The organism is Sphingomonas degradans (assembly GCF_053502645.1).
Genome location: NZ_CP177172.1, coordinates 2731016 through 2754918 on the forward strand (window position 1 = coordinate 2731016; position 23903 = coordinate 2754918).

The 23903-nt window shown below is 67.1% G+C and carries 21 protein-coding genes; 18 read left to right on the forward strand and 3 right to left on the reverse strand.

Annotated features, from left to right (window positions below; genetic code table 11):
• The first annotated feature begins 57 nt into the window (after positions 1–57).
• From ACG3SL_RS12360 to ACG3SL_RS12420, 13 genes are all read left to right on the forward strand, one after another.
• Positions 58–660: a DUF4255 domain-containing protein gene (locus tag ACG3SL_RS12360; RefSeq protein ID WP_448661445.1), complete on the forward strand. Its 603-nt coding sequence runs from the start codon at positions 58–60 to the stop codon at positions 658–660.
• Positions 657–1958: a hypothetical protein gene (locus ACG3SL_RS12365; RefSeq protein WP_448661446.1), complete on the forward strand. Its 1302-nt coding sequence runs from the start codon at positions 657–659 to the stop codon at positions 1956–1958. Before ACG3SL_RS12360 ends, ACG3SL_RS12365 begins: the two co-directional genes overlap by 4 nt.
• 49 nt (positions 1959–2007) lie before the next feature.
• On the forward strand, positions 2008–4014 hold the full coding sequence (locus tag ACG3SL_RS12370; protein ID WP_448661448.1) for a phage tail sheath family protein: 2007 nt from the start codon (positions 2008–2010) through the stop codon (positions 4012–4014).
• 52 nt (positions 4015–4066) lie between these two features.
• Complete coding sequence (locus tag ACG3SL_RS12375; protein ID WP_448661449.1) at positions 4067–4519, forward strand: phage tail protein; 453 nt, start codon at positions 4067–4069, stop codon at positions 4517–4519.
• Positions 4520–5044: a phage tail protein gene (locus ACG3SL_RS12380; RefSeq protein ID WP_448661450.1), complete on the forward strand. Its 525-nt coding sequence runs from the start codon at positions 4520–4522 to the stop codon at positions 5042–5044. It abuts the gene before it with no gap.
• A 17-nt stretch (positions 5045–5061) separates the two neighbouring features.
• Positions 5062–5250, forward strand: coding sequence for a DUF5908 family protein (locus ACG3SL_RS12385; protein WP_448661451.1), 189 nt, complete (start codon positions 5062–5064; stop codon positions 5248–5250).
• A 1-nt stretch (position 5251) separates the two neighbouring features.
• Positions 5252–5950: a CIS tube protein gene (locus ACG3SL_RS12390; RefSeq protein WP_448661452.1), complete on the forward strand. Its 699-nt coding sequence runs from the start codon at positions 5252–5254 to the stop codon at positions 5948–5950.
• Positions 5947–7746, forward strand: coding sequence for a type VI secretion system tip protein VgrG (gene vgrG / locus ACG3SL_RS12395; protein ID WP_448661453.1), 1800 nt, complete (start codon positions 5947–5949; stop codon positions 7744–7746). Before ACG3SL_RS12390 ends, vgrG begins: the two co-directional genes overlap by 4 nt.
• Before the next feature lie 35 nt (positions 7747–7781).
• On the forward strand, positions 7782–8081 hold the full coding sequence (locus ACG3SL_RS12400) for a PAAR domain-containing protein (protein WP_448661454.1): 300 nt from the start codon (positions 7782–7784) through the stop codon (positions 8079–8081).
• Positions 8082–8083: 2 nt separating this feature from the next.
• A complete protein-coding gene (locus ACG3SL_RS12405; protein ID WP_448661455.1) occupies positions 8084–8518 on the forward strand; it encodes a GPW/gp25 family protein in 435 nt (144 codons plus the stop codon).
• A 10-nt stretch (positions 8519–8528) separates the two neighbouring features.
• Positions 8529–12281: a hypothetical protein gene (locus ACG3SL_RS12410; RefSeq protein ID WP_448661456.1), complete on the forward strand. Its 3753-nt coding sequence runs from the start codon at positions 8529–8531 to the stop codon at positions 12279–12281.
• Positions 12278–14782, forward strand: coding sequence for a hypothetical protein (locus tag ACG3SL_RS12415; protein ID WP_448661457.1), 2505 nt, complete (start codon positions 12278–12280; stop codon positions 14780–14782). The genes ACG3SL_RS12410 and ACG3SL_RS12415 overlap by 4 nt, the downstream gene beginning before the upstream one ends.
• 126 nt (positions 14783–14908) lie before the next feature.
• The gene (locus ACG3SL_RS12420) at positions 14909–16507 is read left to right on the forward strand and encodes a family 43 glycosylhydrolase (protein WP_448661458.1); all 1599 of its coding nucleotides are present in this window, start codon (positions 14909–14911) and stop codon (positions 16505–16507) included.
• Between the two features lie 35 nt (positions 16508–16542).
• On the opposite strand, the gene phhA is transcribed toward ACG3SL_RS12420, so the two are convergent.
• Positions 16543–17409 (reverse strand): phenylalanine 4-monooxygenase, encoded by an 867-nt coding sequence (phhA, locus tag ACG3SL_RS12425; protein ID WP_448661459.1) that lies wholly within the window; start codon positions 17407–17409, stop codon positions 16543–16545.
• A gap of 104 nt (positions 17410–17513) precedes the next feature.
• On the opposite strand from phhA, the gene ACG3SL_RS12430 reads away from it, so the two are divergent.
• On the forward strand, positions 17514–17978 hold the full coding sequence (locus ACG3SL_RS12430; protein WP_448661460.1) for an Lrp/AsnC family transcriptional regulator: 465 nt from the start codon (positions 17514–17516) through the stop codon (positions 17976–17978).
• Here the strand turns inward: ACG3SL_RS12430 and ACG3SL_RS12435 are convergent.
• Positions 17975–19072 carry a PLP-dependent cysteine synthase family protein gene (locus ACG3SL_RS12435; RefSeq protein WP_448661461.1) on the reverse strand — a complete coding sequence of 366 codons (1098 nt, stop codon included), beginning with the start codon at positions 19070–19072 and terminating at the stop codon, positions 17975–17977. The two genes, ACG3SL_RS12430 and ACG3SL_RS12435, sit on opposite strands and share 4 nt — an antisense overlap.
• 92 nt (positions 19073–19164) lie before the next feature.
• Between ACG3SL_RS12435 and ACG3SL_RS12440 the strand changes: the two genes are divergently transcribed.
• The 4 genes from ACG3SL_RS12440 (at position 19165) to ACG3SL_RS12455 (ending at position 23414) form a co-directional block, all read left to right on the forward strand.
• A complete protein-coding gene (locus ACG3SL_RS12440; RefSeq protein ID WP_448661462.1) occupies positions 19165–20286 on the forward strand; it encodes an 8-amino-7-oxononanoate synthase in 1122 nt (373 codons plus the stop codon).
• Positions 20283–20915 carry a dethiobiotin synthase gene (gene bioD, locus ACG3SL_RS12445; RefSeq protein WP_448661463.1) on the forward strand — a complete coding sequence of 211 codons (633 nt, stop codon included), beginning with the start codon at positions 20283–20285 and terminating at the stop codon, positions 20913–20915. The genes ACG3SL_RS12440 and bioD overlap by 4 nt, the downstream gene beginning before the upstream one ends.
• Positions 20912–22153: an adenosylmethionine--8-amino-7-oxononanoate transaminase gene (locus tag ACG3SL_RS12450; protein WP_448661464.1), complete on the forward strand. Its 1242-nt coding sequence runs from the start codon at positions 20912–20914 to the stop codon at positions 22151–22153. The genes bioD and ACG3SL_RS12450 overlap by 4 nt, the downstream gene beginning before the upstream one ends.
• A 297-nt stretch (positions 22154–22450) precedes the next feature.
• Positions 22451–23414 (forward strand): IS630 family transposase gene (locus ACG3SL_RS12455; RefSeq protein WP_448661465.1). Its coding sequence is split into 2 segments (ribosomal slippage): positions 22451–22801 and positions 22803–23414, totalling 963 coding nucleotides; the frame shifts between segments, so codons are not numbered across the junction.
• Positions 23415–23429: 15 nt separating this feature from the next.
• On the opposite strand, the gene ACG3SL_RS12460 is transcribed toward ACG3SL_RS12455, so the two are convergent.
• Positions 23430–23861 (reverse strand): hemerythrin domain-containing protein, encoded by a 432-nt coding sequence (locus tag ACG3SL_RS12460; RefSeq protein ID WP_448661466.1) that lies wholly within the window; start codon positions 23859–23861, stop codon positions 23430–23432.
• Positions 23862–23903 lie beyond the last annotated feature (42 nt).

The window sequence follows — 23903 nt, forward strand, 5'->3', positions numbered from 1 at the left end:
CGAAAACCGCCGCGATACCGGCTTGCACGACTCGCACCCCGCAAGCACTGTTTGACCATGACAAGCATTCGCGGTGTTCTTGAAGTAATCCGCGACCTTTCAAACGCGTATATGCAGAATTTGGATCGTCGTGAGGACGATTGGGTCGTGCTTACCAGCCCCGTCTACCACGACGGTTCCGTCAACGAGCATGCCAGGGACAAGGTGGTGATGACGCTGTTCAACATCACGCGCGAGAATATCATCAGCAGTTATACGCCGGCGCGCGCGGGTGAAGACAGCTTCGCGATCCTGCCGCCCCCGCTCTATATCGACCTGCACATCGCATTCATGGCGAATTTCGCGTCGGCCAACTATGCTGACGGGCTCGGCGCGATTTCGCGGCTGATCGCCTATTTCCAGCAGAATCCCTGGTTCACCCAGGCCAACGCGCCCCGCCTGCCGCCCAACCTCGACAAGATTACGCTGGAAATGTCCAGCTATGACCCGGTCGAGGTCAATTATGTGATGAGCATGCTCGGCACCAAATATCTGCCGAGCGTCTTCTACAAGCTGCGGATGCTGCCCTTCACGGCAGGCGCGATGCAGGCCCGGACCTATCCCGCACGTGGCGCGGGCGTGGCCGAAGAAGAGGCCGCCACACCGGCGAGTTCGACATGAGAGTGGCACGATTTTCCTATGCCCCTGCGCCGAACGACGCCAATGGTCAGGCAACCGACAACCGCTATCGGCGGCTGTTCCAGGTGGAAATAACGCATAATTTCTATACCCAGAATGCGGGGCGTTGCAGCGATTTCCACGTTATGCCCACGGATGCGACGGCGAAGCTGATGGCAACGCTGGGGCTGGCGATGAACAACGAACGCGCCGGGTTCAGCGTTTTCTTTCGGCCCGACAGAAAAGCCGCGATCCGCACCTATCTGGAGCAAGAGGCTGACCGCGAAGGCACGCCGCGCAGCTTCTGGACCCGGCTGACCTTTTTGCTCGTGCTCGAAAACCCGGCCTTTGTCGGCATCACCGCGCTGCCGATCGGGATGCGCCAATCGGATCAGAACCTGTACGGGTGTAACCAGGAAGCACATTACCCGATCAGCGCTCCGCATGGCATGACCGACTATGCCATCTTGAGCGCGGATCGGTTCCTGAGCGCGGATGCGCTGCGCCCGACCGTAAGCGACGCGGTAGACCTGACCGTGCCCTGGGAGACGAAATCGATCATCGTGGAGGATATTTCGGGCGCCACCGTCCTGTACTGGCCAACGCCTGAACAGGCAGCGCAGGACGCGGCGCAGGAGGCGGCAAAGCGCGCCGATGCTGCCGCAGAGAACAGCCCCGAACCATTGCCCAGCGCCAAGAGCGTACCGCTGGATTTCAGCGGCCTGCCGCACGATCTCTACACGATCCTCGCGTTCGGGCCCGATGACCGCGTTACGCCGATCCTCACTCGCGAGGTCCTGTACGTCCCTGTTCGTACCGACGCGCTCGTGCTGCTCGACATGCTGTTAACCCAGCCGACCGAGGACACGATCGGCGGGGTCTATCCAGTGCCGTCGCTGTTCGATCCCGCAAACAAGAACGCGGAATGGGGCGACGTTTTCTATCGCCTGCCGTTCGATGCGCGCCAGACCTATTGGCGCTATTACGTCGTGTCGCAGATTCCCGGCGGCAGCTTCTCGGATCTCAGTATCGACGGCCCCGACGCGACGTTCCAGCAACAGCCGAACCGCGTTCCGCTGCCCGACGGATCGCTCGCCACGCTGTTCACCACCGACACCGCCCTGCCCCTGCGCCAGAAGTCGCCCCAGCGCTTTGCGCTGCAGGGTCTGCGATCCGATCCGCGCGGAGGCGAAAACATGATCCGGCTGGCGCCGCTTCCGGTGGCCCCGCCTGCTCCGGTCTGGCCGGCAGATGCCGACCAGCCCACCTACGGAACATCGGAGATGTTCCTCTACGTCTGACGTCCGCCCGGCGACTTCGCCGCACTCTAGCCGCAAAGGAAGCACTGCGATGGCAACGACACTTACCAAGGACCGCAAGACACCCGGCGTGTATGTAACCGAGTTTTCGGCATTCCCGCCCTCGGTCGTCGGGGTCGCGACAGCGGTGCCGATCTTCATCGGCTACACCCAGACGGCGGTGGAGCCGTCGAGCAAAAAGCAGATGTATCTCCAGGCTGTGCCGATCAGCTCGATGGCCGATTACTACAGCTATTTCGGCTATGGCTTTGACGCGCAGGGCGTCGTGCAGTCCGCGACACCGGCGCCCAGCCCCACGCCGACGCCCGGCCCCACGCCGACGCCCGGCCCCACGCCGACGCCCGCCCCAGCGCCATCGCCGACACCCACGCCAGCCAATGAAGGCGACGAAACCGAGGAAGCCGAGATCGGCGCATTGACCATTGGCGGAACGTCGTTGTCATTTTATGACTTCCAGGCGCAGTCGGCGTCCGGGGCGTTTACCGCCAGCGGGTTCGCCTCCACGGCGGGCAGCTATCTGGTCGGCACGTCGGTAAACACCGCCAATGCGGCGACCTTCGTCCCGCAGTTCAATCTCTTCGCCGCGATGCAGCTTTTCTTTGCGAACGGCGGAGGCAATTGTTTCGTGATCTCGGTCGGCAACTACTGGGGCGAACAATCGGTCACCAAATCGGCCACCGCCACGGTCACGGCGGTCAACAAGGACGACCTGTTAGCCGGGCTCGCCGTGTCGAACGACACCCGCGGCGGAACGATGCTCGTGGTCCCCGATGCGTGCCTGCTCGTGGGCAAAGACACGAACAACAATATAACCTATCCTGGATACCAGACGATCGCACGCGAGATGCTGCGACAGTCCGCAACGTTGCAGGACCGCGTCGCGATCCTCGACATGCCGGGTGCTCTGGTTCCGGAAAACTGGAACGCGCCCGCGATGAAGGTCGAGGCGAACGCCTTTTACGACGCGATCAGCACCGCCTCGGACTGGTTCAGCTACGGCGCCTGCTATGGTCCCGCGCTCCAGTCGTCGTTGCTGGGGTTGAGCGACGTCGATTACACCAACCTGTCGGGCAACGCGACCAGCGTCACCCTGATGAACAACCTGCTGACGACGCAGGCGCTGGCGCTCTATCCTCCGGTTATCACGACAACGGTGGACACAACCACGTCGACCACGACCACGACGGCGACATTCTCCCCTAGCTTCCAGCAAGTCGCCGGGAACATCGCCGCCGCTTTTCCGGTGACCAGCACTACGACGGCGGTGGCAAACACCGACCCCGCCACCACCGTCGTCATTTCCGGCACCGGTTCGAGCGCGATGCTCGTCAGCGCAAGCAACGCCGCATATCCTTCGCCCGCCGCAACCGACACCGCCGGCATCCAGAAACTGGACCAGTATCTGACCAACGCCGTGCCGCTGATCGGCAATATCGAGCAGATGCTGGCCCAGAAGCTCAACGTCGTGCCGCCCAGCGGCGTCTTGGCTGGGATCTGGACCCAGAACGACAACAATCGTGGCGTGTGGAATGCGCCTGCGAACATCGCCCTGAACGAAGTCATCGCTCCCATGGTCGTGCTGACCGACGCCGATCAGGGCGATTACAACGTTCCGCTCAACGGCAATGCGATCGACATTCTGCGGTCGATGGTCAATCGCGGGACGATCGTGTGGGGCGCCCGCACGCTGGACGGCAACAGCCTGGACTACCGCTATATCCAGGTCCGGCGCACGCTGATCTATATCGAACAGTCGATCAAGAACGCGCTGCAACAGTTCGTGTTCGCGGCGAATGACGGCGTGACCTGGGCCACGGTGACGGCCACCATCTCCAACTTCCTGACCCAGTTGTGGGCATCGGGCGGTCTGATGGGCGCGAAGCCGAGCGAGGCGTTCACCGTCGCGTGCGGTGTTCCGACGACGATGAGCGGGCTGGATGTGCTCAACGGGTACATGGTCGTCAACGTGACGGTCCAGCTGATCCACCCGGCCGAGTTCATCGAGCTCACCTTCACCCAGACGATGCAGGGCGTCTGATCGCCCTACGTAATTCACTCCGTTTCCCCATTATCGATGAAAGGATCCTCCGATGGCAGGTGAAGTCGAAGATGCTGTATGGCCGCTTCCTAAATTCTATTTCTCGGTCGCGGGCTTTCCCTCGGGCACGGTCAGCTTCCAGGAAGTAACCGGGCTCAGCACCGAAAATACGCCGATCGAATATCGCCACGGCGACAATCCCAGTTTCTACCCGATCAAGATGCCGGGGCTGGGCAAAGTGGGCAATGTGACGATGCGCAAGGGCATCTTCATCAACGACACCACGCTGTGGAGCTGGTTCGACCAGATCAAGCTGAACACCATCGCCCGCCAGACGGTGGTCGTCAGCCTGCTCGACCAGACCGCGGCGCCCAAGATGGTGTGGACGCTCAACAACGCCTTCCCGATCAAGGTCACCGGCACCGACCTGAAATCGGAAGGCAACGAAGTCGCGGTCGAAAGCCTCGACATCGCGTTCGAGACGATGGTCATCTCGGCCCCGTAAATGTTCGGCAGCCCGTATTACCCGCCACCGGCCTTTTCGTTCACCGTTGCGGTGGCGGGCGTCGGCGCCGCGCTCCAGTTGGCGAGCGGTGCCGATACCGGGTTCCAGGAAGCATCGGGGCTCGACGCCAAGATCGAGACCGAGGCAGTGCGCGAAGGCGGGGTCAACGACTATTCCTATGCCCTGCCGGTAAAGACCAGTTCGCCCAATCTGGTGCTGAAACGCGGCTATGTTACCCGGCCGTCGTTTCTGTCGGAATGGGCGGCGCAGACGGTGGGATCGACGTTCAGCGATCCGATCCTGACGCAGACGCTGGTCGTGCTGCTGCTGGGAAGCGACCGCGTGCCGCTGGTGGCGTGGAACTGCTATCGGGCGTGGCCGGTACGATGGGTGACCGGCCCGTTCGATTCCCAGAAGAACGCCGTCCTGTCCGAAGTCCTGGAATTCGCGCACTCCGGCATCACGCGCATTCCGCTGACCGAGGCGGTGACGATGATACCCGCCGTATCCGCACTGATCGGCTGACAGGAAGCAGGAAGACCATGGCATTGTTCGTCAGCGAAATCGGCGTGCGGATCGCAGTCGGCGATCCGCAGCGCATGGGCCCTGCCGAGGCCGAGGGCTGCGGTTCGTCGGGCCAGGCGTCGCTGTCGGCGCAACAAGTGGATGCGATCACCCGCGAATGCACGCGCCGGGTGCTGGAAACGCTGCGGTTGGTGGAGGCGCGCTGACATGGGCTCGGGCACGCTGAAGCGCATGACGATCACGGCGTTTTCCGATCCGCAATTCAACAGCCAGACCGGTGCCCCCTTCACCGTGTGGATGAACCCGGACAGCTACACCCACGATTTCACGATCAAATATTCCGATCGCCAGGCGCCGGGCAGCAACGGCCCCTCGCCCGAATACAACCGGGTGGGGCAGGAAACCGTGACGTTCGACCTGATGTTCGACACCACCGGCGTGGTCCCCCCGCCGATCGCCGGGATGCCGATCCCGGAGGATGGCGTGGCGGGGCTGATCGACGCGTTCGTCAAGCTGACCGCAACGGTGAACGGCGCGATCCACCGGCCCAACTATCTGAAACTGTCCTGGGCGCAGCTGCAGTTCCAGTGCGTGCTGTGCAAGCTCAAGATCGCCTATACCCTGTTCAAGCCCAACGGCACGCCGATCCGGGCCAAGGTGTCGACGTCGTTCCAGTCCTTCACCAGCGAGAAGCAACTGGCGGCTGAAGCGAACATGCGCTCGCCCGATCTCAGCCACCTCGTCACCGTCTCGGCGGGCGACACGCTGCCCGATCTGTGCCACCGCATCTATGGCAGCAGCACCTATTACCTCCACGTCGCCGCGCATAACCGGCTGGTCGATTTCCGGCGGCTGGTGCCCGGAACCCAGTTGGTGTTCCCGCCGATGCAGGGCGTCGCCGCATGACCGCCCCCTCCCCCGCCCAGCTGGCCGGCGCGATCGTGGCGGTCTCGATCACCGCCGATGGCAAGCCGCTGGATTCTGCGTACCAGATCGTCACCGTCGACATCTGGACCGGCGTGAACCGCCTGCCCAAGGCGCGCGTCGTCATCTCCGACGGCGAACCCGCCGCCCAGACCTTCCCGATCAGCGAGACGACGGCGCTGATTCCGGGCAAGGCGATCACTATCTCGCTCGGCTACGACACCAAGGAAACTTTGGTGTTCACCGGCATCCTGTACCGCCAGGGGCTGGAAGTCAGCCAGCAGGGCCCGTCGCGGCTGATCGTCGAGGCGACCGACAAGGCGATGGCGATGACGCTGGCGCGGCGCAACGCGATCTTTGAAAAGATGTCCGACAGCGACGTCATCAAGAAGCTGATCGGCCAGTCCGGCCTCAGCGCCAGCGTGGAATCGACCAGCCCGGTCCAGCCTTCGATCGTGCAATATTATGCCAGCGACTGGGACCTGATGCTGATCCGCGCCCAGGCGAACAGCATGGTCGTGATCGTCGATGCGGCGAAAGTGACAGTCGCCAAGCCGGATACGGCGGCGAGCCCGGTGCTCACGCTCACCTATGGCGATTCCATCCTCGATTTCCGCGCGGCGATGGACGCCTCCACCCAATATGCGCCCAGCGCGATCAACAGCTATGCCTGGGACCCGGCGGCGCAGGCGGTGGCGCAATCGGGGAAGGCCAGCGCCACGGTCAAGGAACCGGGCAACCTGTCGTCGGAGGATCTGGCCAAGGTATTCGGCATCTCCGCCTATCCGCAACAGAGCGCGGGCACGCTCCAGACCGCCGACCTGACCGACTGGTCCTCGGCCGAATTGCTCAAGAGCAAGCTGGCGAAAATCCGCGGCACCGTGCAGTTCCAGGGCAGCCCTCTGGTAAAGACCGGGTGCACGGTCGACCTGGCCGGGCTCGGCGGCCGGTTCAACGGCACCGGCTATGTCTCGGGCGTGCACCATCGCGTCGCCAGCGGGCTGTGGCTGACCGATGTGGAAATCGGCATGTCGCCCGACTGGTTCGCCGCCGCCGCGCCCGACATCGCGGCACCCGGTGCGGCGGGGCTGCTCCCGCCGGTCCCCGAATTGCAGACCGGGGTGGTGACGAAGATCGATGGCGATCCGGACGGCGAATATCGCGTGCAGGTAAAGCTGCCGCTGCTCCAGGCGGGATCGCAGACGCTGTGGGCCCGACTGGGCACATTCTATGCGTCCGCCGACATCGGCGCCGAATTCTATCCCGAAGTGGGCGACGAAGTGGTCCTCGCCTTCATGAACGGCGACCCGCGCTTCCCGGTGATCCTGGGCAGCCTGTGGTCCAAGAAGAACAAGCCGCCCAACCCGCCCGAGGCCAAGAACGCCAAGAAGTCCATCGTCACCAAATCCAAGGTGCGGATCGATTTCCTGGATGATCTCCCCGCGATCGAGATCAGCACCCCGGCCAAGCAGAGCATCCGGGTGGACGACAAGGCAAAGACCGTCACGATCACCGATGCCAACAAGAACAGCATCACGCTGTCGAGCAGCGGCATCGCGATCGACAGCGCGAGCAAGCTTACGCTGACCGCAAAAGGCGACATCGCCATCACCGCGCAGGGCAAGCTGGCGCTGAAGGGCACGGCTGGCGTCACGATCGCCGGCATGAGCATCGCCGCGAAGGCCGATACCAGCTTCTCCGCGCAAGGATCGGCCGAGGCAAAGCTGACCGCCAGCGGGATGGTGACGATCCAGGGAGGGATGGTGAAAATCAACTGACCCCCGCTCCGCTCCAGCACGCAAAGGAAACCGCCATGCCCCCCGCCGCCCGCCTGACCGACATGCACACCTGCCCGATGATGACGCCGGGCCTGCCCCCGATTCCGCATGTCGGCGGGCCGATCGTCGGGCCGGGCGCCCCGACAGTGATTATCGGCGGCATGCCCGCAGCGTGCCTGGGCGACATGTGCGTATGCGTCGGGCCGCCCGATTCGATCGTAAAGGGATCGGCCACCGTCAAGATCATGAGCCGCCCCGCCGCGCGGATGGGAGACAGTACCGCACATGGCGGCAGCATCGTGCTGGGGATGCCCACCGTGATGATCGGGGGCTGATCATGCCCACTCCGGCGGCGACAGACGCGAGCTTTCTCGGCACCGGATGGGCCTTTCCCCCCACCTTCAGCCGCGTGTCGCAGGCGGTGGTCCTGTCCAGCGGCGAGGCGAACATCCGCGAATGCCTGTGGGTGCTGTTCTCGACCAGTATGGGCGAGCGGATCATGGCGGCCACCTATGGCTCGAACCTGCGCCTGAAGGTGTTCGAAGCCCTCACCGAAACGCTGATGAACGACATCGGCTCGATCGTGCGCAAGGCCGTGCTCGACTGGGAACCGCGCATCGACGTGACGCGCGTGGACGTGACCCCGCTCGACCCGTCGCAAGGGTCGGTGACGATTTCGGTCGATTATGTCGTGCGCCAGACGAATGCGCGCAGCAACTTCGTCTATCCGTTCTACCTCAACGAACCCACACTCGCCCCGCCGGCGATGTAGGCCGCGATCCATGGCCGCCCGGCAAGACCTTCGCGCACTCAACCAGGCCCTGAGCCAGGCCGATCGCGTCGCCGCGTTCCCGGCGCCCGACGCAGTGCAGGTCGACGGGCGGACGCTGATCGACTTGCTCGCCTTTGCCGCGGACTATGGCACGCTCATCACCTTCTACGATCTGACCGATACCCCGGAGGGTGACTGGTCGGCGTTTTTCCGTTCGGACCCGAGCATCGCGCTCGCCGCGCGGCTGGCGCTCGACCGGGAGGACATCCAGCAGGGGTTCGATCGCGTGCTCGCGGCCCTGCGCGCGGCGGAAAGCGAAGCGGCGCAGGCCACGTACAGCAAGCAGGCGCTCACCGGCATCACCCGCATGGCCGAAGCGCTGACCAACGGCGCGGGCGGGGGCAGGACCGAGACGGCGCTGGCGGCGCTGGTCCAGCACGATCAGTCCGCGTTGCTCGCCGAGCCCGCGCGCAGGGTCCAGCGGCAACTGCTCGGCGCGCCCGCAGGCAACCTGGCCGACGGGCTCGACGCGCTGGCCAACGCATTGCTCACCGCACTCGACCAAAGCGACCCGGCTGCGCGCGCGGCATTGGCGCAGTCGCTGGAGACCGGCGACCATCCGGCGCAGGGGGCGCTATACGATGCCTTTGCCGTGCTGTTCGGCCATTCGCAGGCGGCGCTCAATCGCTTCCCCGAACGGCTGGCGCGCTTCTATCGCGAGGACGTGCTGCGCCAGACCCGCCGCGACGGGCGGCCCGACAGCGTGGTCCTCACCTTCACGCCCGCAAAGGACCTCGTCCGCGCCGAATTGCCGCGCGGCACGCTGTTCGATGCGGGCGCGGACAAGGATGGCGCGACGATCGCCTATGCGCTCGACAATGCCTTGTCGGTCGATGCGGCGGCCGTGGCGGCACTGCGCACGCTGCGCACCACGACCCAGCTCCCGCACGGAACGATCCCCGCGCTTGCGGCCCAGGTACTGAGCGGCACCGCGACGCTGGCGGACACGGCACCGCGTATCGCCGATCCCTTCCCGCTGCTCGGCGCCGACGCGCCCGGCACCGATGGCGCGCTGGTCACCACGCCCGCCAGCATGGGCTTCGCGCTTGCCAGCCCCACGCTGATGCTGACGGGGGGCACGCGACGCGTGAGGCTCGATCTCACGCTCAGCGCGGCGAGTTGCGCCACGGTTTGGGGATTGTGCGAAACCATCGGCACTGGCGTGGGGCTCGCCCCCGAAACCGTGTTCACCGACCTTATGGGCGCGGCCTTCGCGCTGCGTTACTCGACGGCGACCGGCTGGGCCGCGGTCGCGGACTATCAGGTGACGGCGATTTCCGCCACGAACCCGCTGTTCCAGCTTTCGTTCGAGCTGGACCCCGATGCCGAGCCCTTCGTCGCCCAGGCCGACGCGGACAGCCCGCACAGCAACGCGCCGGTGCTGGTCGTGCGGCTGCTTCAACAGCCGGTTCTGCTCGGCGACGATCCCGTCACGGCGACGGAAGTGTTTCCCTACGCCATCGTCTCGCCGATGGTGCTGGACCAGGTGTTGATAAAGGCGGGCGTGTCCGGGCTTGCCGATCTGACCATCACCACGCCCGGCGGTCCGGCGGACATCGGCCAGCCCTTTGCCCTGTTCGGCTCGCCGCCTGTGGTCGGGGCGACGATGGGTATCGCCGCGACCGAATTGTTCGTGAAGACGCTGACCAGCTTTACCCTGAACATGGTTTGGGCAGGCCTGCCGGTCACGACCACGGGGTTCCGGGGGTATTACCAGGCCTATGTCGTCGATGCCGATGGCAATACGGTGCCCCCCGGCAGCCAGTATGACAATGCCAGTTTCCAGGCCGGCATCACCGTGGCCAATCCCGGCACCTGGGACATGACGGCTGCGGCCAACCCGCTGTTCGACAGCGACGACGGCGGCACGCTGCGCGCCGCCATCTGCTTCACCCCGGCAGTGGCGGCGGCAACTCCCGGTCCGTATTACGATCCAGCGCTCAGTGCCGTGAACCTCACCCTGACCGCCCCCTCCACTGCATTCGGCAATGTGCTGTACGGGCCCAACGTGATGGCCGCTTCGCTGCGGCTGACTGCGACAGCCTCGGCATGCGCCCAGCAATGCGGGGAGACGGAGGTGAACGGAACCGCGATGCTCGCAGGCCTGACCACGGCGGTGGAGCGCGAACCTGGGTTCTTGTGGGGAATGCGGGTGCAGTGGGCGGCCCAGCGCGCGGCGAGCCAGATCGCCACCGCCGCCGCCTCAGCGCCGCCCGAAAACGCATCCGCCTATCAGGCGGCGGCCGACGCAGTGCAATCGATCGCGACGGTGGCCAAACAGGAAAGCGCCGCCGCCGCCCGTCCGGTCGCGCTGACGACGCTGGGGCAGGCGCGCGCCGACCTTGCCGTCGCCACCTCTTGCACCGACTGCGTCGATCAGTGCATGGCGGCGGCGGGGCCGATTGCCTTTCCCAACGTTCCCTGGCTGCCGACGGTCGCCGACCTGACGGTCGATTACGAAGCGGTGACCAGCATCCCCGCGCCGCTCGACACCGCGCCCGGCGCGACGCTGTTCCATCTTTGCCCGTTCGACACCGTCCAGCCGGTGGCCTGGGACGTCGGCACTGCCGCGCTGCTCGCCCCGATCGAACAGGCCGGGGCGCTGATGATCGGGCTGTCGGCATCGGCGCAGGACCTTGCGCTGCTCGTCCAGCTCGCACCGCCGCCGGGCGGGTGGCCGACAAGAACATCGCCGGTCGCCTGGGCGTTGGGGGACGGCACGCAATGGACTCCCGTCACGCCGTTGCGCGACACGACCGACGACCTGCGCATTTCCGGGCTGGTCGCGCTGTCGGGCACCACGCCCTTCACCTGGATCCGTGCCGGGGTGGAGACGGCGCCGGGGGTGTTTCCCGATCTGGCGGCGGTCGTCGCCAACGCCGGCACCGCGACCTGGGTGGGCCCCGGCGGCGGCGCCACACTCGCCACGCCGCTGCCCGCCGGTACGATCACGGCTCCCGCCACGGCGCGCAGCGATCTGGACTCGGTCGACCAGCCCATGCCCTCTTCCGGCGGCGCGCCGATCCTGGAGGGCGCGGCCTTTGGCGGCTGGCTCGCGGAACGGCTGCGGCACAAGAATCGCGCGATCCAGGACTGGGACTATGCCACCCTGCTCCTCGCCGCCTTTCCCTCGCTATGGCAAGTCGCGGTGGTGCCGGCCAGCGACGGCGGCACGCGGCCTGCGCCCGGCCATGTCTGGGTAATGCCGATACCGGGCCCCGAAACGCCCGCCATCGCCGATCGCACGGCGCCGTCGAACGACGCGCAGAAGCTGAGCGCGATCCAGAGCTATCTGACGCCCCGGATCAGCGGCTTCGTGACGCTGCACGTGGGCGATCCGCACTATGTCCGCCTGGTGGTGACGGCGGACCTGGTGTTTACCAACGCCGATTCCGCCGAGGGTAGCGCCGCTCTGCTGAACGACGAACTGATCGCCTATCTCTCGCCCTGGCCCACCCCCGCGCTAGGCCCCCGCTCGCGCGACTATTACACGCTGCGCGAAGTCGCGCATTTCATCCGCAGCCGCCCCTATGTCCGCGCGATCCGCACGATCGCGCTGGCCCCACAGACCCCCGCGCCCGAAGGCTGGCACTACCTCACCTCCGCGTTGGCCCACACGATCAAGGGCAAGGCGCAGGCAGGCGACGACCCGGCGCTCCAGGGTTCCACTGCCTATCGCATGTACGCGGCGGGGGTCGTATGACCGACGACGCGACTGTCCCGTCCCCCCTGCCCGCCGGCGCAGACTATGTCGCACTGCTGGCGGAGGGGATGGCGCTGATCCAGCGGCTTTCGGGGACGGTGTGGACCAATCACAACTGGTCCGATCCCGGCGTCACCATCCTTCAGCAGCTCTGCTACGCGCTGACCGAACTCACCTATCGCGCCAGCTTCCCCGCCGCCGATCTGCTCGCCGATCCCGCCACCGGGCGCGTCCGGCTGCGCCGCCAGGGGCTGTACCCCGCGCGCGCGATCATGCCGGTGAACCCGGTGACGGTTGCCGACCTGCGCCGGCTGTTGCTCGATCGCGTCGCCGACCTTGCCAATGCCTGGGTCACCCCGCTGCCGCAGGCGCTGGCCCGCGGCGTGGGCGGGCTGTACCAGATCGCGCTGTTCGTGCCCGATATCGATCCGTGCTGCCCCGATCACGGCCCCGATCCCGAAACGGTGCGCCGGCGCGTGCGCGATTGCTACACCGCCCACCGCGCGCTGTGCGAAGATATCGAGCGGATCGTGATCCTGCGCACGATCCCGGCGCGCATCGCCGCCGAAGTCCAGCTGGACGACCATGCCGACCCGGACGTGGTGCTGGCCGACATGCTGTTTGCCGCAGCCCTCGCGCTCGCGCCCGAGCCGCGCCGCCACAGCCTCGACGCGGCACTGCTTGCCGGGCAGACCACGTCCGAGATCTTCGACGGCCCGCTGATGCTGCGCGGATTCATCGCCGACGACCAACTCACCCCGCGCCCGCTACGCATGCCGGTCGACTATCTGCTCGAAATCCTCGCCGAAGTCCCCGGCGTGCTGTCCGTCTCGCATCTGGTGGTGGAGGTGGCGGGCCACCGCTATCACCCCGGCGAAAGCATCGCGATCGACGACGACGCGATCCTGGTGCTCGACAGCGCCGCCGCGATCGCACGCGGATCGATCCGCCTGCACCACGGCGCCGCCCGCTGCCCAGTCGATACGCGCAAGGTCCAGCGCCACCTGGACCGCGCCTGGACCGCACAGCACCGAACCTATCCCCTGGGGCCCGATTATCGCCGCCACTATCCCGCACCCACCGGCCGCCGCGCGGATCTGACCGCTTATGAATCGGTGCAGGACCAGTTCCCCGCCGTCTATGGCATCAGCCATTACGGACTACCCGCCAATTCCCCTACCGCGCGCGAAGCGCAGGTCCACCAGCTCAAGGGATACCTGATGGTGTTCGACCAGCTGATGGCCGATTTCTGCGCGCAACTGGGGTTCACGCGCGACCTGTTCTCGGTCTCCGCCGGGGGCGCGCGCACCTATGCCTGGCAATCGCTGCGCGGGATCGTACCCGATGCCAGTGCGGTACTGTCGCCGGGCTATACCGTTGGCATGGAAGCGCTCATCGCCGCCGGCGACCCGGTGGCGGCACGCCAGAACGAGGTGCTCGATTTCCTGCTCTCGCTCTACGCCGAACAGCTCGTGCTGCCCGCCGACAGCGGTTGCGGCGACGCACTGACGCCCCCCGCCGACGCGCTGGTGGAGGCCAAGCGCACGCTGCTGGCGCGGATGATGCCCGCCACGCGCGATCGCGGGCGCGGGTTCGACTATCTCCGCCTCGCCGGGGACAGCGCGGCGGCGGGGCTCGACATACGCTGCCGGATCGAGCTGTCGCTGCTCGAATCGATCCTGCGCAGCGATGGCGCGGCCGTCGTCGCCGATCCCGATGCCGCCAGCTTCGGCCGCCTGCTTCCGCCGGAGCTGGGCGCAGTGGCGGCGCAGACGTTCCTGCCGGTCGATCTGGGCGCGGCGGAGGGCGTGGCGGATGGTCCCTCGCCGCTGACCGGGCACAGCGTGGCTGCCGCGCTGCTCCCCGCGCTGGGCGACCCCGCGCGCTATCGGCTGGGCGCGCTGAGCGGGGGTGGGCCGGTGTATCTGCTGTGCCAGGACCTGGATGGCCGGTGCTGGGTGGTGGGCGAATTGCCGGATGCGGCGCGGGCGGTGGCGCTCACCCACCGGCTGCTACGCGCCGTCACCGGCGCCACGGAGCTGACGCTCGTCGAATGGGTGCTGCTGCGCTATGCCGGCGAGCGTCCGCACCCGCCGTGCCCGCCCTCTCCACCTTGTCCGCCGCCGCCCCCGCCTTGCTGCCACTGCGGCTGCGATTGCCCGTGCAAATGCCCGCCTCCTCCGCCGCCACCTCCGCCGCCCCCACCCCCGCGCCGGGCCTATAGCTTCCGCATCAGCGCCGTCCTCCCGGCCTGCGAAGACGACGCCCGCGCGGATGGCTGGCGCGAACAGGCGAGCGGGATCGTCCGCGCCAACATGCCGTCGCACACGCTGGTCGAGCCGGTGTTCCTCGACCACTGCGCGATGCGCCGGTTCCACGCGCTCCACCGCGCCTGGACCGACGCGCTACGCTCGGGCGACCCCGCCGCTCGCGCCCAGACGAGCAGGAACCTGGCCGAGTTCCTGGAGCGCCACGAGCGCGCTTGCCCCGCGGGCGCCTGAACCCCCGTCCGCCTGCCTTGCCGTCCGGCATCCAGTCCGATACGCCACATGCAACCGGTGTCATAAGATAGCGGGGTAAGCGGCGAGGTACCGGCAAAGGCGCCCGCGACCATGGAGGAAGGACGGATGAGCGGCTTCAGCAGGCGCGACGCCTTTGGCGCGGCATTGGCCGGGACGGCGGCGGCAGTGCTCCGTCCAGGCGCGGCGCAGGCAGGCCCCGTGCCCGATTCCGTCCCGCAATGGCGACGCGGATTCGACAACCAGCGCATCGCCGATCTGGGCGACGGACGCTTCCGCAATCCGCTGATCGCCGGCGACCGGCCCGATCCCGCCATCCTGAAGGACGGCGCGGATTATTACATGACCTTTTCCAGCTTCGAATCCTATCCGGGGCTGACGATCTGGCACTCGCGCGATCTGGTGAACTGGCAACCGCGCAAGGCGGCGCTGACGCGCAACATCGGCTCGGTCTGGGCGGTCAGCCTGGAGAAGCACGAGGGCCGCTATTTCCTGTACGTGCCGGTCAAGGCGAAGCCCAATTCGATCTATGTCCTGTGGGCCGACCATATCGACGGGCCGTGGAGCGACCCCATCGACCTGAAGCTGCCCAACCATATCGATCCGTGTCATGCGGTGGGCGAGGACGGCTCGCGCTGGCTGTTCCTGTCGGGCGGCGATCGGGTGCGGCTGTCCCACGACGGGCTCTCGCTCGCGGGCACGCCGGAGCATGTCTATGATCCGTGGCGCTACCCGGACGATTGGGATGTCGAGGGTTTCTCGCCCGAGGGGCCGAAGATCCACCGGCATGGCGACTGGTTCTACATGATCACCGCCGTGGGCGGCACGGCGGGGCCGCCGACCGGGCACATGGTCATCGCCGCGCGATCGCGCTCGATCCACGGGCCGTGGGAGAATTGCCCGGCCAACCCGCTGGTCCGCACCGTCGACATGGGCGAAAAATGGTGGTCGCGCGGCCATGCCTCGCTGGTTGCGGCGCCGGATGGCAGCTGGTGGGCGGTCTATCACGGGTTCGAAAACGGCTATTGGACGCTGGGCCGCCAGACGCTGCTCGATCCGATCGAATGGACGCCGGACGGCTGGTTCCGCATGAAGGGCGGCGACTTGTCGCAACCCATCGCCAAGCCCAGGGGCGGCACTGCCCTGCCCCATGGCCAGAAACTGTCCGATGATTTCACGACGCTGGCACTGGGCAGCAAGTGGAATTTCTTCCGCCCCGCCCCCGACGAGAGCAGCCGCGCGCAGGTGCAGGACGGCGCGCTGATACTCCAGGCACGCGGCACCGCGCCGGTCGATTCCTCCCCGCTGCTGCTGATCGCGGGGGACCCCGCCTATCAGTTCGAATGCGAGGTGGAGATCGATCCCGGCACCACGGCGGGGCTGCTGCTGTTCTATGACGACAAGCTCTATTGCGGGCTGGGGTTCGACAGGGGGCGCTTCGTCACCCACCAATATGGCATCGAGCGCGGACGCCCCGCCAATCCGCACGGCACGCGGATGCGGATGCGCGTGACCAACAATCGCCACATCGTCTCCTTCCACACCAGCGGCGATGGCGGCGCGACGTGGAAACGGTTCGATCGCGGCATGGAAGTGTCGGGCTACCACCACAATGTGCGCGGCGGCTTCCTGATGCTGCGGCCGGGGCTGTACGCGGCGGGCAGCGGGGCGGCGCGGTTCCGCGACTTCCGGTTCCGGGCGCTGTAGCATTCCTCCCCCTCCGGGGGAGGATTTTTGAGGACCTATGCCAGCGCGGCCTTGCCCCGAGCATAGGCCTGCGTGCCCCGCGTATACACCGTATCGGTCGGCAGGATCGCCTCGATCTCGATCTCGGGCAGCGCCTGGATTTCCGCGTACAGCGGCCCGAAATCGGTATCGAGCGTCTGGCGGAGCAGCTGGTCGAAGCTGTCGATGACGAAGTAATTCTGCTGGTAGTCGTCGATCCGGTATTTGGTGCGCATCAGCCGCTTCAGGTCGAACCCCAGCCGGTTGGGCGAAGGATCGTCGAGCGCGAACACCGACTCCCCAAAGGACGAGACGATCCCCGCGCCATAGATGCGCAGCCCGGCGTCCGACCGGATCAGCCCGAACTCGACCGTGTACCAGTATAGCCGCGCGAGATTGTCGATCGCGCCCATTCCCCCCGCGCGCTGCCCGCCCTGGCCATAGGCCTGCATGTAATCGGCGAAGACCGGGTTCGCGAGCAACGGGACATGGCCGAACACGTCGTGGAAAATGTCCGGCTCCTGCAGGTAATCGAGCTGTTCGGGCGTGCGGATGAAGCGCCCCGCGACGAAGCGACGGTTGGCGAGGTGATCGAAGAATACGTCCTCGGGCACCAGTCCGGGCACCGCCACGACCTGCCACCCCGTCGCGCGCATCAGCCGTTCGGACAGCGCGTCGAAATCGGGAATGCCGGGGCGGTCCATCCGCAGCACGTCCAGCCCCTCCAGATACTCTGGCGCCGCGCGACCGGGCAGCATCCGCGCCTGCCGCTCGAACAATCGGTCCCAGGTCGCATGTTCCTGCGCGGTGTAGCGCGCCCAGTCCTGCGGAATGGTCCAGTCTGCGGCAGCGCCGGGCGGCGGGGAAATCGTATCGGTAGCCATGCCGGGCAGTATTGCACCGAATCGCTGGAATTTCGTTTCAAATTTGCGGCTTTGGCAGCGATATGCGAAACGAACGTTTCCGAATCGTAGGATATGCGAGCTGTATGATCCATCTCGATCCCATCGACCGCCGCATCCTCGACGCGCTTCAGCGCGATGGCGGGCTGAGCAATGCCGACCTGGCCGAACGCGTCGGCGCCTCCGCCGCCTCGTGCTGGCGGCGCGTGAAGGCGCTGGAGGCCGCCGGGGTTCTGAAAGGAAGCGTGCGGCTGCTGGATGCCAAGGCAATCGGCCGGGGCGTCAACGTGCTGTGCAATGTCCGCGTGCGCAGCCACACCCGCGATGTGCGGGCGGGCTTCGAGGCCTTTGTCCGCTCGCGCCCCGAAATCCTCGAATGCTATTCCATGTCCGGCGACTGGGACTATCTGTTGCGCGTCGTGGCCGCCGACGTGGCGGACTATGAGCGCTTTCTGATGGGCACGCTGCTGGAACACCCCTCTGTCGGGTCGGCCTCGTCGCATTTCGCGCTGGCGCTGGTCAAATACACCACCGCCCTACCCCTCGCTTAAGACGCTGGCGGCAAGAACAGGTCGTCCAGCGTCGCATCCAGCCGCGCAATGTCGAACCCCTGCGCGTCCAGCCAGTCCGCGTCGTAGCAGGTCGAAGCATAGCGCCGGCCATCGTCGCACAGCAGCGTGACGATGGAGCCCGTCCGCCCCGCCGCGCGCATCTCGCGGATCAGCGTGGCGCACGCCCAAAGGTTCGTGCCCGTCGATGCGCCGCACGGCTTGCCGATCACGCGACTGAGCCGTCGCGCGGCGGCCATGCTGGCGGCGTCGGGCACGGTGATCATCCGATCGATCACGTCGCGGACGAAGGACGGCTCGAGCTGGAGCCGCCCGATTCCCTCGACGCAGGAGGGCGCGCCGTCCACCGCCCTCACCGCGCGGTCGGCATAATGGCGATGGAACACCGACGCCTCGGGATCCGCGACGCACAGCTGCGTCGGCAGCCGGCGATAGCGGATATAGCGCCCGATCGTCGCCGACGTGCCGCCGGTCCCCGCGCCGCAGACGATGTGCTCGGGCACGGGATGCGCCTCCTGCGCCATCTGCTCGAAGATCGACTGGGCGATATTGTTGTTCCCGCGCCAGTCGGTTGCGCGTTCGGCATAGGTGAACTGGTCCATGAAGTGGCCGCCCGCCGCCGCCGCCAGCCGCTGGGCTTCCGACCGGACGCACCGGGGGTCGTCCACCGCATGGCAGCGGCCGCCATGGAACTCGATCGCCGCGATCTTTTCCGGCGACGTCCCGCGCGGCAGCACCGCGACGAAGGGCAGCCCCAGCATCCGCGCGAAATACGCCTCCGACACCGCCGTCGATCCGCTCGACGCCTCGACGATCGTCGTCTGCGGCCCGATCCAGCCATTGCACAGCGCGTAGAGGAACAGCGACCGCGCCAGCCGGTGCTTCAGGCTGCCCGTCGGGTGGCTGCTTTCGTCCTTCAGATACAGCGTGATACCCGGCGCGCCGGGTAGCTCGACGCGGACCAGATGCGTATCGGCGGAGCGATTAAGTTCCGCCTCCACCGTCCGCACGGCGGCGTCGCGCCAGGCGCGGTCGCAGGTTGTCGTCAGAAGCGGTGCAGTGTCGGTGGAGTCCATGAGGGGGCCTCTAGGCGAGCGCAGGCGGCGCCGTCGAGCCCGTAAAGCGCGGGGGATGGCGCGGGGCGATGGATGGCGGTACGGCGCGCGCCATGCAATTTTTCGAGCATCAGCAGCGCCATCTTGCGGAACTGGCGGCGCGCGATCGGCTGCGCGCGTTGCGGCCACAGGCGGGACGCGACTTCGCGTCCAACGACTATCTGGGGCTGGCGGGCGCGCCCGAACTGCGCGCGGCGACGGCGGCGGCGCTGGAACGCGGCGTGCCGATCGGTTCGGGCGGATCGCGGTTGCTGCGCGGCAATCATCCCGAGCACGACGCATTGGAGGCGGAAGCGGCCCGCTTCTTCGGGTCGGAAGCGGCCCTGTTCTTCTCGACCGGCTATGCGGCCAATTCGGCGCTGCTCGCGACGCTGCCCCAGTCGGGCGACCTGGTGGTGCACGACGCGCTGGTCCATGCCAGCGCGCATGAGGGGATGCGGCTGGGGCGGGCCGCCACGGCCAGCGCCGCGCATAACGATGTGCAGGTGTTTCGCGAGGCGATCCTGGGCTGGCGGCGCAGCGGCGGTACCGGGCGGGCGTGGATCGTGGTCGAGAGCCTGTACAGCATGGACGGCGACAGCGCCCCGCTCGACGCCCTGGCGGCGCTGGCGGACGAGAGCGACGCGATCCTGGTGGTGGACGAGGCCCATGCGACCGGCGTGTTCGGCACCGATGGCCGGGGCCTGGCCGCCCACCTCGCCGGGCGCGAGAACCTCATCACGCTGCACACCTGTGGCAAGGCATTGGGGTGCGAGGGCGCGTTGTTGTGCGGCCCCGCGATCCTGCGCGACTTCCTGGTCAATCGCGGGCGCGGCTTCATCTTTTCCACCGCGCCCTCCCCGCTGATCGCGGCCACGGTGCGTGCCGCACTAGGCCTGATCGCCGCGCCCGAGCGCCGCGCGCGGCTGCACGCGCTGGCGACTCATGCCGCGCAGGTGCTGGCACCGCTGGGCGCCGTGGCGACGGGATCGCAGATCCTGCCCCTGATCCTGGGCGAAGACGGCCCGACGATGCGCGCCGCCGCCGCGCTCCAGGCCGCCGGGTTCGACGTGCGCGGCATCCGCCCGCCGACCGTGCCACAGGGCAGCGCGCGGCTGCGGCTGTCGATCACCTGCAATGTGGACGAAGCCGACATCGACGCGCTCGGCACGGCGCTGGCGGAGGCGCTGGCATGACCCAGCGCATCGTCGTCACCGGCACCGATACCGACGTAGGCAAGACCGTGTTCGCCGCCGCGCTGACACAGGCACTGGATGCCGACTATTGGAAGCCGATCCAGAGCGGCCTTGCCCCGGAAAGCGACAGCGACGGCATCGCCCGGCTGGCGGGCATCGCGCCCGCGCGCATCCGACCCGAAGCCTATCGGCTGCACACCCCCTGCTCGCCGCACCTTGCCGCCGAGATCGATGGCGTGACGATCGACGCCGACGCGCTCGATCCGCCGCCGCCGGGCCCTCGCCCGCTGGTGATCGAGGGTGCCGGCGGCGTGCTGGTGCCGGTGACGCGCAGCCTGTTGTTCGCCGATCTGTTCGCCCGCTGGCACTTGCCGGTCGTGCTGGTCGCGCGCACGGCGCTGGGGACGATCAACCACAGCCTCTTGTCGATCGAGGCGCTGCGCGCGCGCGGCGTGCCGATCCTGGGCGTGGCGTTCAACGGCGACGCCAATCCCGACAGCGAGCAGACCATCGCCGCCATTGGCAAGGTCAGGCGACTGGGCCGCCTGCCCCGGATCGACGCGCTGGACCCCGCCAGCCTCGCCCGCGCCTTTGCCGGGAATTTCACGCTTACGGACTTCCGCCCATGACCTCCCCCATCTGGCACCCCTTCACCCAGCACGGGCTGGGCGAGCCCATTCCCTGCGTTGCGCGGGCGGAGGGCGCGGCGCTCTACACCGCCGATGGCGCGCGCTATATCGACGCCGTTTCGTCGTGGTGGGTGACAACGCACGGCCATTGCCACCCGCGCATCGCCGCCGCTATCGCCGAGCAGGCGGGCACTCTCGACCAGATCATCTTCGCGGGCTGGACGCATGAACCGGCGGAAACGCTCGCCGCCGGCCTGCGCGCGATCGTGCCGGAGCCGCTGGCGCATGTGTTCTTCAGCGACAGCGGATCGACCAGCGTCGAAGTCGCGATCAAGATGGCGCTGGGTTATTGGGACAATCGTGGGGCGCCGCGCCACCGCGTCGTCGTGCTGGAGCATGGCTATCACGGCGACACGATCGGCGGCATGTCGGTGGGCGAGCGCGGGGTGTTCAACCGCCCCTATCAGCCGATATTGTTCGATGTGGAGCGCATCCCCTTTCCTGCGCCGGGCAGCGAGCAGGCGACGCTGGATGCGCTGGAAGCCGCCTGCGCCACCGGCCCCGCCGCGTTCCTGGTCGAGCCGCTGGTACTGGGCGCGGGCGGGATGCTGTTCTACCCCACATGGGTGCTGGCCGAGATGCATCGCATCTGCGCGCGCCACGGCGTGCTGTTCATCGCCGACGAAGTGATGACCGGATGGGGACGCACCGGCACGGTGCTGGCGTGCGAACAGGCGGCGGTGGTGCCGGACATTCTGTGCCTGTCCAAGGGGCTGACCGGCGGATCGGTGCCGCTGGCGGTGACGATGGCGACCGCGCCGATCTTTGACGCACATTACTCGGACGATCGCGCGCGGATGTTCTTCCATTCGTCCAGCTACACCGCCAACCCGATCGCCTGCGCCGCCGCTAATGCCAATCTGGCGATCTGGCGCGACGAGCCGGTGCGCGCGCGCATCGCAGATCTGGGCACGCGCCAGCAGGCGCATCTGGACCGGATCGCCGGATTGCCGCGCGTGTCGGGCACGCGCCGGCTGGGCACGATCGCGGCGTTCGAGATCCGCGACGATCGGGCGGGCTATCTGTCGGATGTGGGCCCGGCACTGCGCGCGGCGGCGCTGGCCGGCGGCGTGCTGCTGCGCCCGCTGGGCAACACGGTGTACGTCATGCCGCCCTATTGCATCGACGCGGCGGACCTGGCGCGGGTATATGCAGTCGTCGAGGAATGGCTGGGGTAGGGTCGATCGAAGGCGAATCGCATTAGGGAAGGCGAGGCAACCCTCCCCCTTCCGTCATGCTGAACTTGTTTCAGCATCCAACGTGCAAAAGGCTGTGGCGTCGCCCGTGGAGGGTTGGACCCTGAAACGAGTTCAGGGTGACGGCGTGTTTTGGGATGCGATCACCCCTGCCCGCCGGGGAAGGGGCTTGCTGAGTGTCGATCCGACCTAGAGCGGGTTCACGACGGGTGGAATCACGGGGGATTCCCTTTTCGCTGATCGTGTGATTCATAGGCAGCCGTCACGAAGGAGGCGGCGATGGGTTGGCGACCTGGGCAGAGTTACTCGCAGGATTTGCGTGATCGGGTGCTGGCGGCGGTGGACAGCGGGATGCCGGTCCGCGCGGCAGCAGTAATCTTCAAGGTCAGTATTGCCTATATCTACAAGGCGCGGATTCGACGGCGGCTGACCGGTGATGCCGGGATCAACCCGAACCGCGGCCGTCCTCCGCGCAAACTCTCCCCGGCACAGGAACTGGTGCTGGCGGCGCACATCCGCTCGCGGCCTGGGATCACGCTGGCGCAGGCGCAGGCGTGGCTGCTGGCCGAACATGGGATCGGGCTCAGCACCGGTGCGATGTGGAACGCGGTTCGGCGGCTCGGCCTGTCGTTTAAAAAAAGCCCTGCACGCAGCCGAGCAGGAGCGGCCGGACGTGGCGGCACGTCGCAAGCTGTGGCGGGCAGCCCAGCCGTTCATCGACCCTGAAAGCCTCGTCTTCCTCGACGAGACAGGGGTGAACACCAAGATGGCGCGGCTCTATGGCTGGGCGCCGGTCGGCGAGCGCTGCCGCGATCGCGTGCCGTTCGGACACTGGAAGACGATGACGTTCATCGCCGGCCTGCGCCTGACCGGCATGACCGCGCCCTGGGTGCTCGATGGGCCGATGGATGGCGATGCCTTCCGGGTCTATGTCCGCGACGTCCTGGCCCCCACGCTCCGGCGCGGCGATGTCGTGGTGCTCGACAATCTGCCCGCCCACAAGGTGGCCGGCATCCGCGAGGCGATCACCGCCCGGCGCGCCCAGCTCTTCTACCTGCCTCCCTACAGCCCCGACATGAACCCGATCGAGATGGCCTTCGCCAAGCTCAAGGCACTCCTGCGCCAGCAGCCAGCCCGAACCGTCGATGCTCTTGTCGAGCGCATCGGCGAACTCCTTGATCGCTTCCCGCCCTGCGAATGTGCCAACTTCTTCCAGGCCGCTGGATATCAACGGTCAATGTGAAATTGCTCTAGCGGGTTATGCCGGCACACCCCCGCTGACCGGGAACCGGCTGACCAGCGAGAGCAGGTGCGTCTCGAGCCGCACGCGATCGCGCAGACGGGGCAGCATCGCCTTGGTCTCGCGGATAAAGCCTGCGCGGTCGGCGGCGATTTCCTCGGCCTTCCACGCGGTCAGATAGGCGCCCCAATTTGCCTTCAGGCACTGAAACTCGTCATGCGCGCGGCTGACCTCTGCCGGCGGCGCGCCGAGTTCCTTTTCCATGGTGAGGCAATAGATCGTCTCGTCCTCAACCTCGAGATGGCTCGCCACGGTCTGGACCAGATGATCGAGCGCCAGCGCCAGCACCTCCGGCTCCGCCTCCTGCGCGATCAGAGTCGACAGCCGGACCGATAACATTTCGATCGCGGCATGATCGCGGAGCAGTTCAGCGCGGGCATCGGTCTTCATGGCGTTACCTCTCAAGCGTTGCTCTACCAATATCGCGTCTGG

What these genes read in the sequence shown, in the direction of transcription:
- vgrG (WP_448661453.1), top strand. Translation starts at nt 5,947, where the DNA reads ATGACCGCCCCCTCCCCCGCCCAGCTGGCCGGCGCGATCGTGGCGGTC.
- ACG3SL_RS12360 (WP_448661445.1), top strand. Translation starts at nt 58, where the DNA reads ATGACAAGCATTCGCGGTGTTCTTGAAGTAATCCGCGACCTTTCAAAC.
- ACG3SL_RS12390 (WP_448661452.1), top strand. Translation starts at nt 5,252, where the DNA reads ATGGGCTCGGGCACGCTGAAGCGCATGACGATCACGGCGTTTTCCGAT.
- ACG3SL_RS12400 (WP_448661454.1), top strand. Translation starts at nt 7,782, where the DNA reads ATGCCCCCCGCCGCCCGCCTGACCGACATGCACACCTGCCCGATGATG.
- ACG3SL_RS12405 (WP_448661455.1), top strand. Translation starts at nt 8,084, where the DNA reads ATGCCCACTCCGGCGGCGACAGACGCGAGCTTTCTCGGCACCGGATGG.
- ACG3SL_RS12385 (WP_448661451.1), top strand. Translation starts at nt 5,062, where the DNA reads ATGGCATTGTTCGTCAGCGAAATCGGCGTGCGGATCGCAGTCGGCGAT.
- ACG3SL_RS12380 (WP_448661450.1), top strand. Translation starts at nt 4,520, where the DNA reads ATGTTCGGCAGCCCGTATTACCCGCCACCGGCCTTTTCGTTCACCGTT.
- ACG3SL_RS12450 (WP_448661464.1), top strand. Translation starts at nt 20,912, where the DNA reads ATGACCTCCCCCATCTGGCACCCCTTCACCCAGCACGGGCTGGGCGAG.
- ACG3SL_RS12430 (WP_448661460.1), top strand. Translation starts at nt 17,514, where the DNA reads ATGATCCATCTCGATCCCATCGACCGCCGCATCCTCGACGCGCTTCAG.
- ACG3SL_RS12420 (WP_448661458.1), top strand. Translation starts at nt 14,909, where the DNA reads ATGAGCGGCTTCAGCAGGCGCGACGCCTTTGGCGCGGCATTGGCCGGG.
- ACG3SL_RS12415 (WP_448661457.1), top strand. Translation starts at nt 12,278, where the DNA reads ATGACCGACGACGCGACTGTCCCGTCCCCCCTGCCCGCCGGCGCAGAC.
- ACG3SL_RS12410 (WP_448661456.1), top strand. Translation starts at nt 8,529, where the DNA reads ATGGCCGCCCGGCAAGACCTTCGCGCACTCAACCAGGCCCTGAGCCAG.
- ACG3SL_RS12435 (WP_448661461.1), bottom strand. Translation starts at nt 19,072, where the DNA reads ATGGACTCCACCGACACTGCACCGCTTCTGACGACAACCTGCGACCGC.
- ACG3SL_RS12460 (WP_448661466.1), bottom strand. Translation starts at nt 23,861, where the DNA reads ATGAAGACCGATGCCCGCGCTGAACTGCTCCGCGATCATGCCGCGATC.
- ACG3SL_RS12375 (WP_448661449.1), top strand. Translation starts at nt 4,067, where the DNA reads ATGGCAGGTGAAGTCGAAGATGCTGTATGGCCGCTTCCTAAATTCTAT.
- ACG3SL_RS12440 (WP_448661462.1), top strand. Translation starts at nt 19,165, where the DNA reads ATGCAATTTTTCGAGCATCAGCAGCGCCATCTTGCGGAACTGGCGGCG.
- ACG3SL_RS12370 (WP_448661448.1), top strand. Translation starts at nt 2,008, where the DNA reads ATGGCAACGACACTTACCAAGGACCGCAAGACACCCGGCGTGTATGTA.
- ACG3SL_RS12365 (WP_448661446.1), top strand. Translation starts at nt 657, where the DNA reads ATGAGAGTGGCACGATTTTCCTATGCCCCTGCGCCGAACGACGCCAAT.
- phhA (WP_448661459.1), bottom strand. Translation starts at nt 17,409, where the DNA reads ATGGCTACCGATACGATTTCCCCGCCGCCCGGCGCTGCCGCAGACTGG.
- bioD (WP_448661463.1), top strand. Translation starts at nt 20,283, where the DNA reads ATGACCCAGCGCATCGTCGTCACCGGCACCGATACCGACGTAGGCAAG.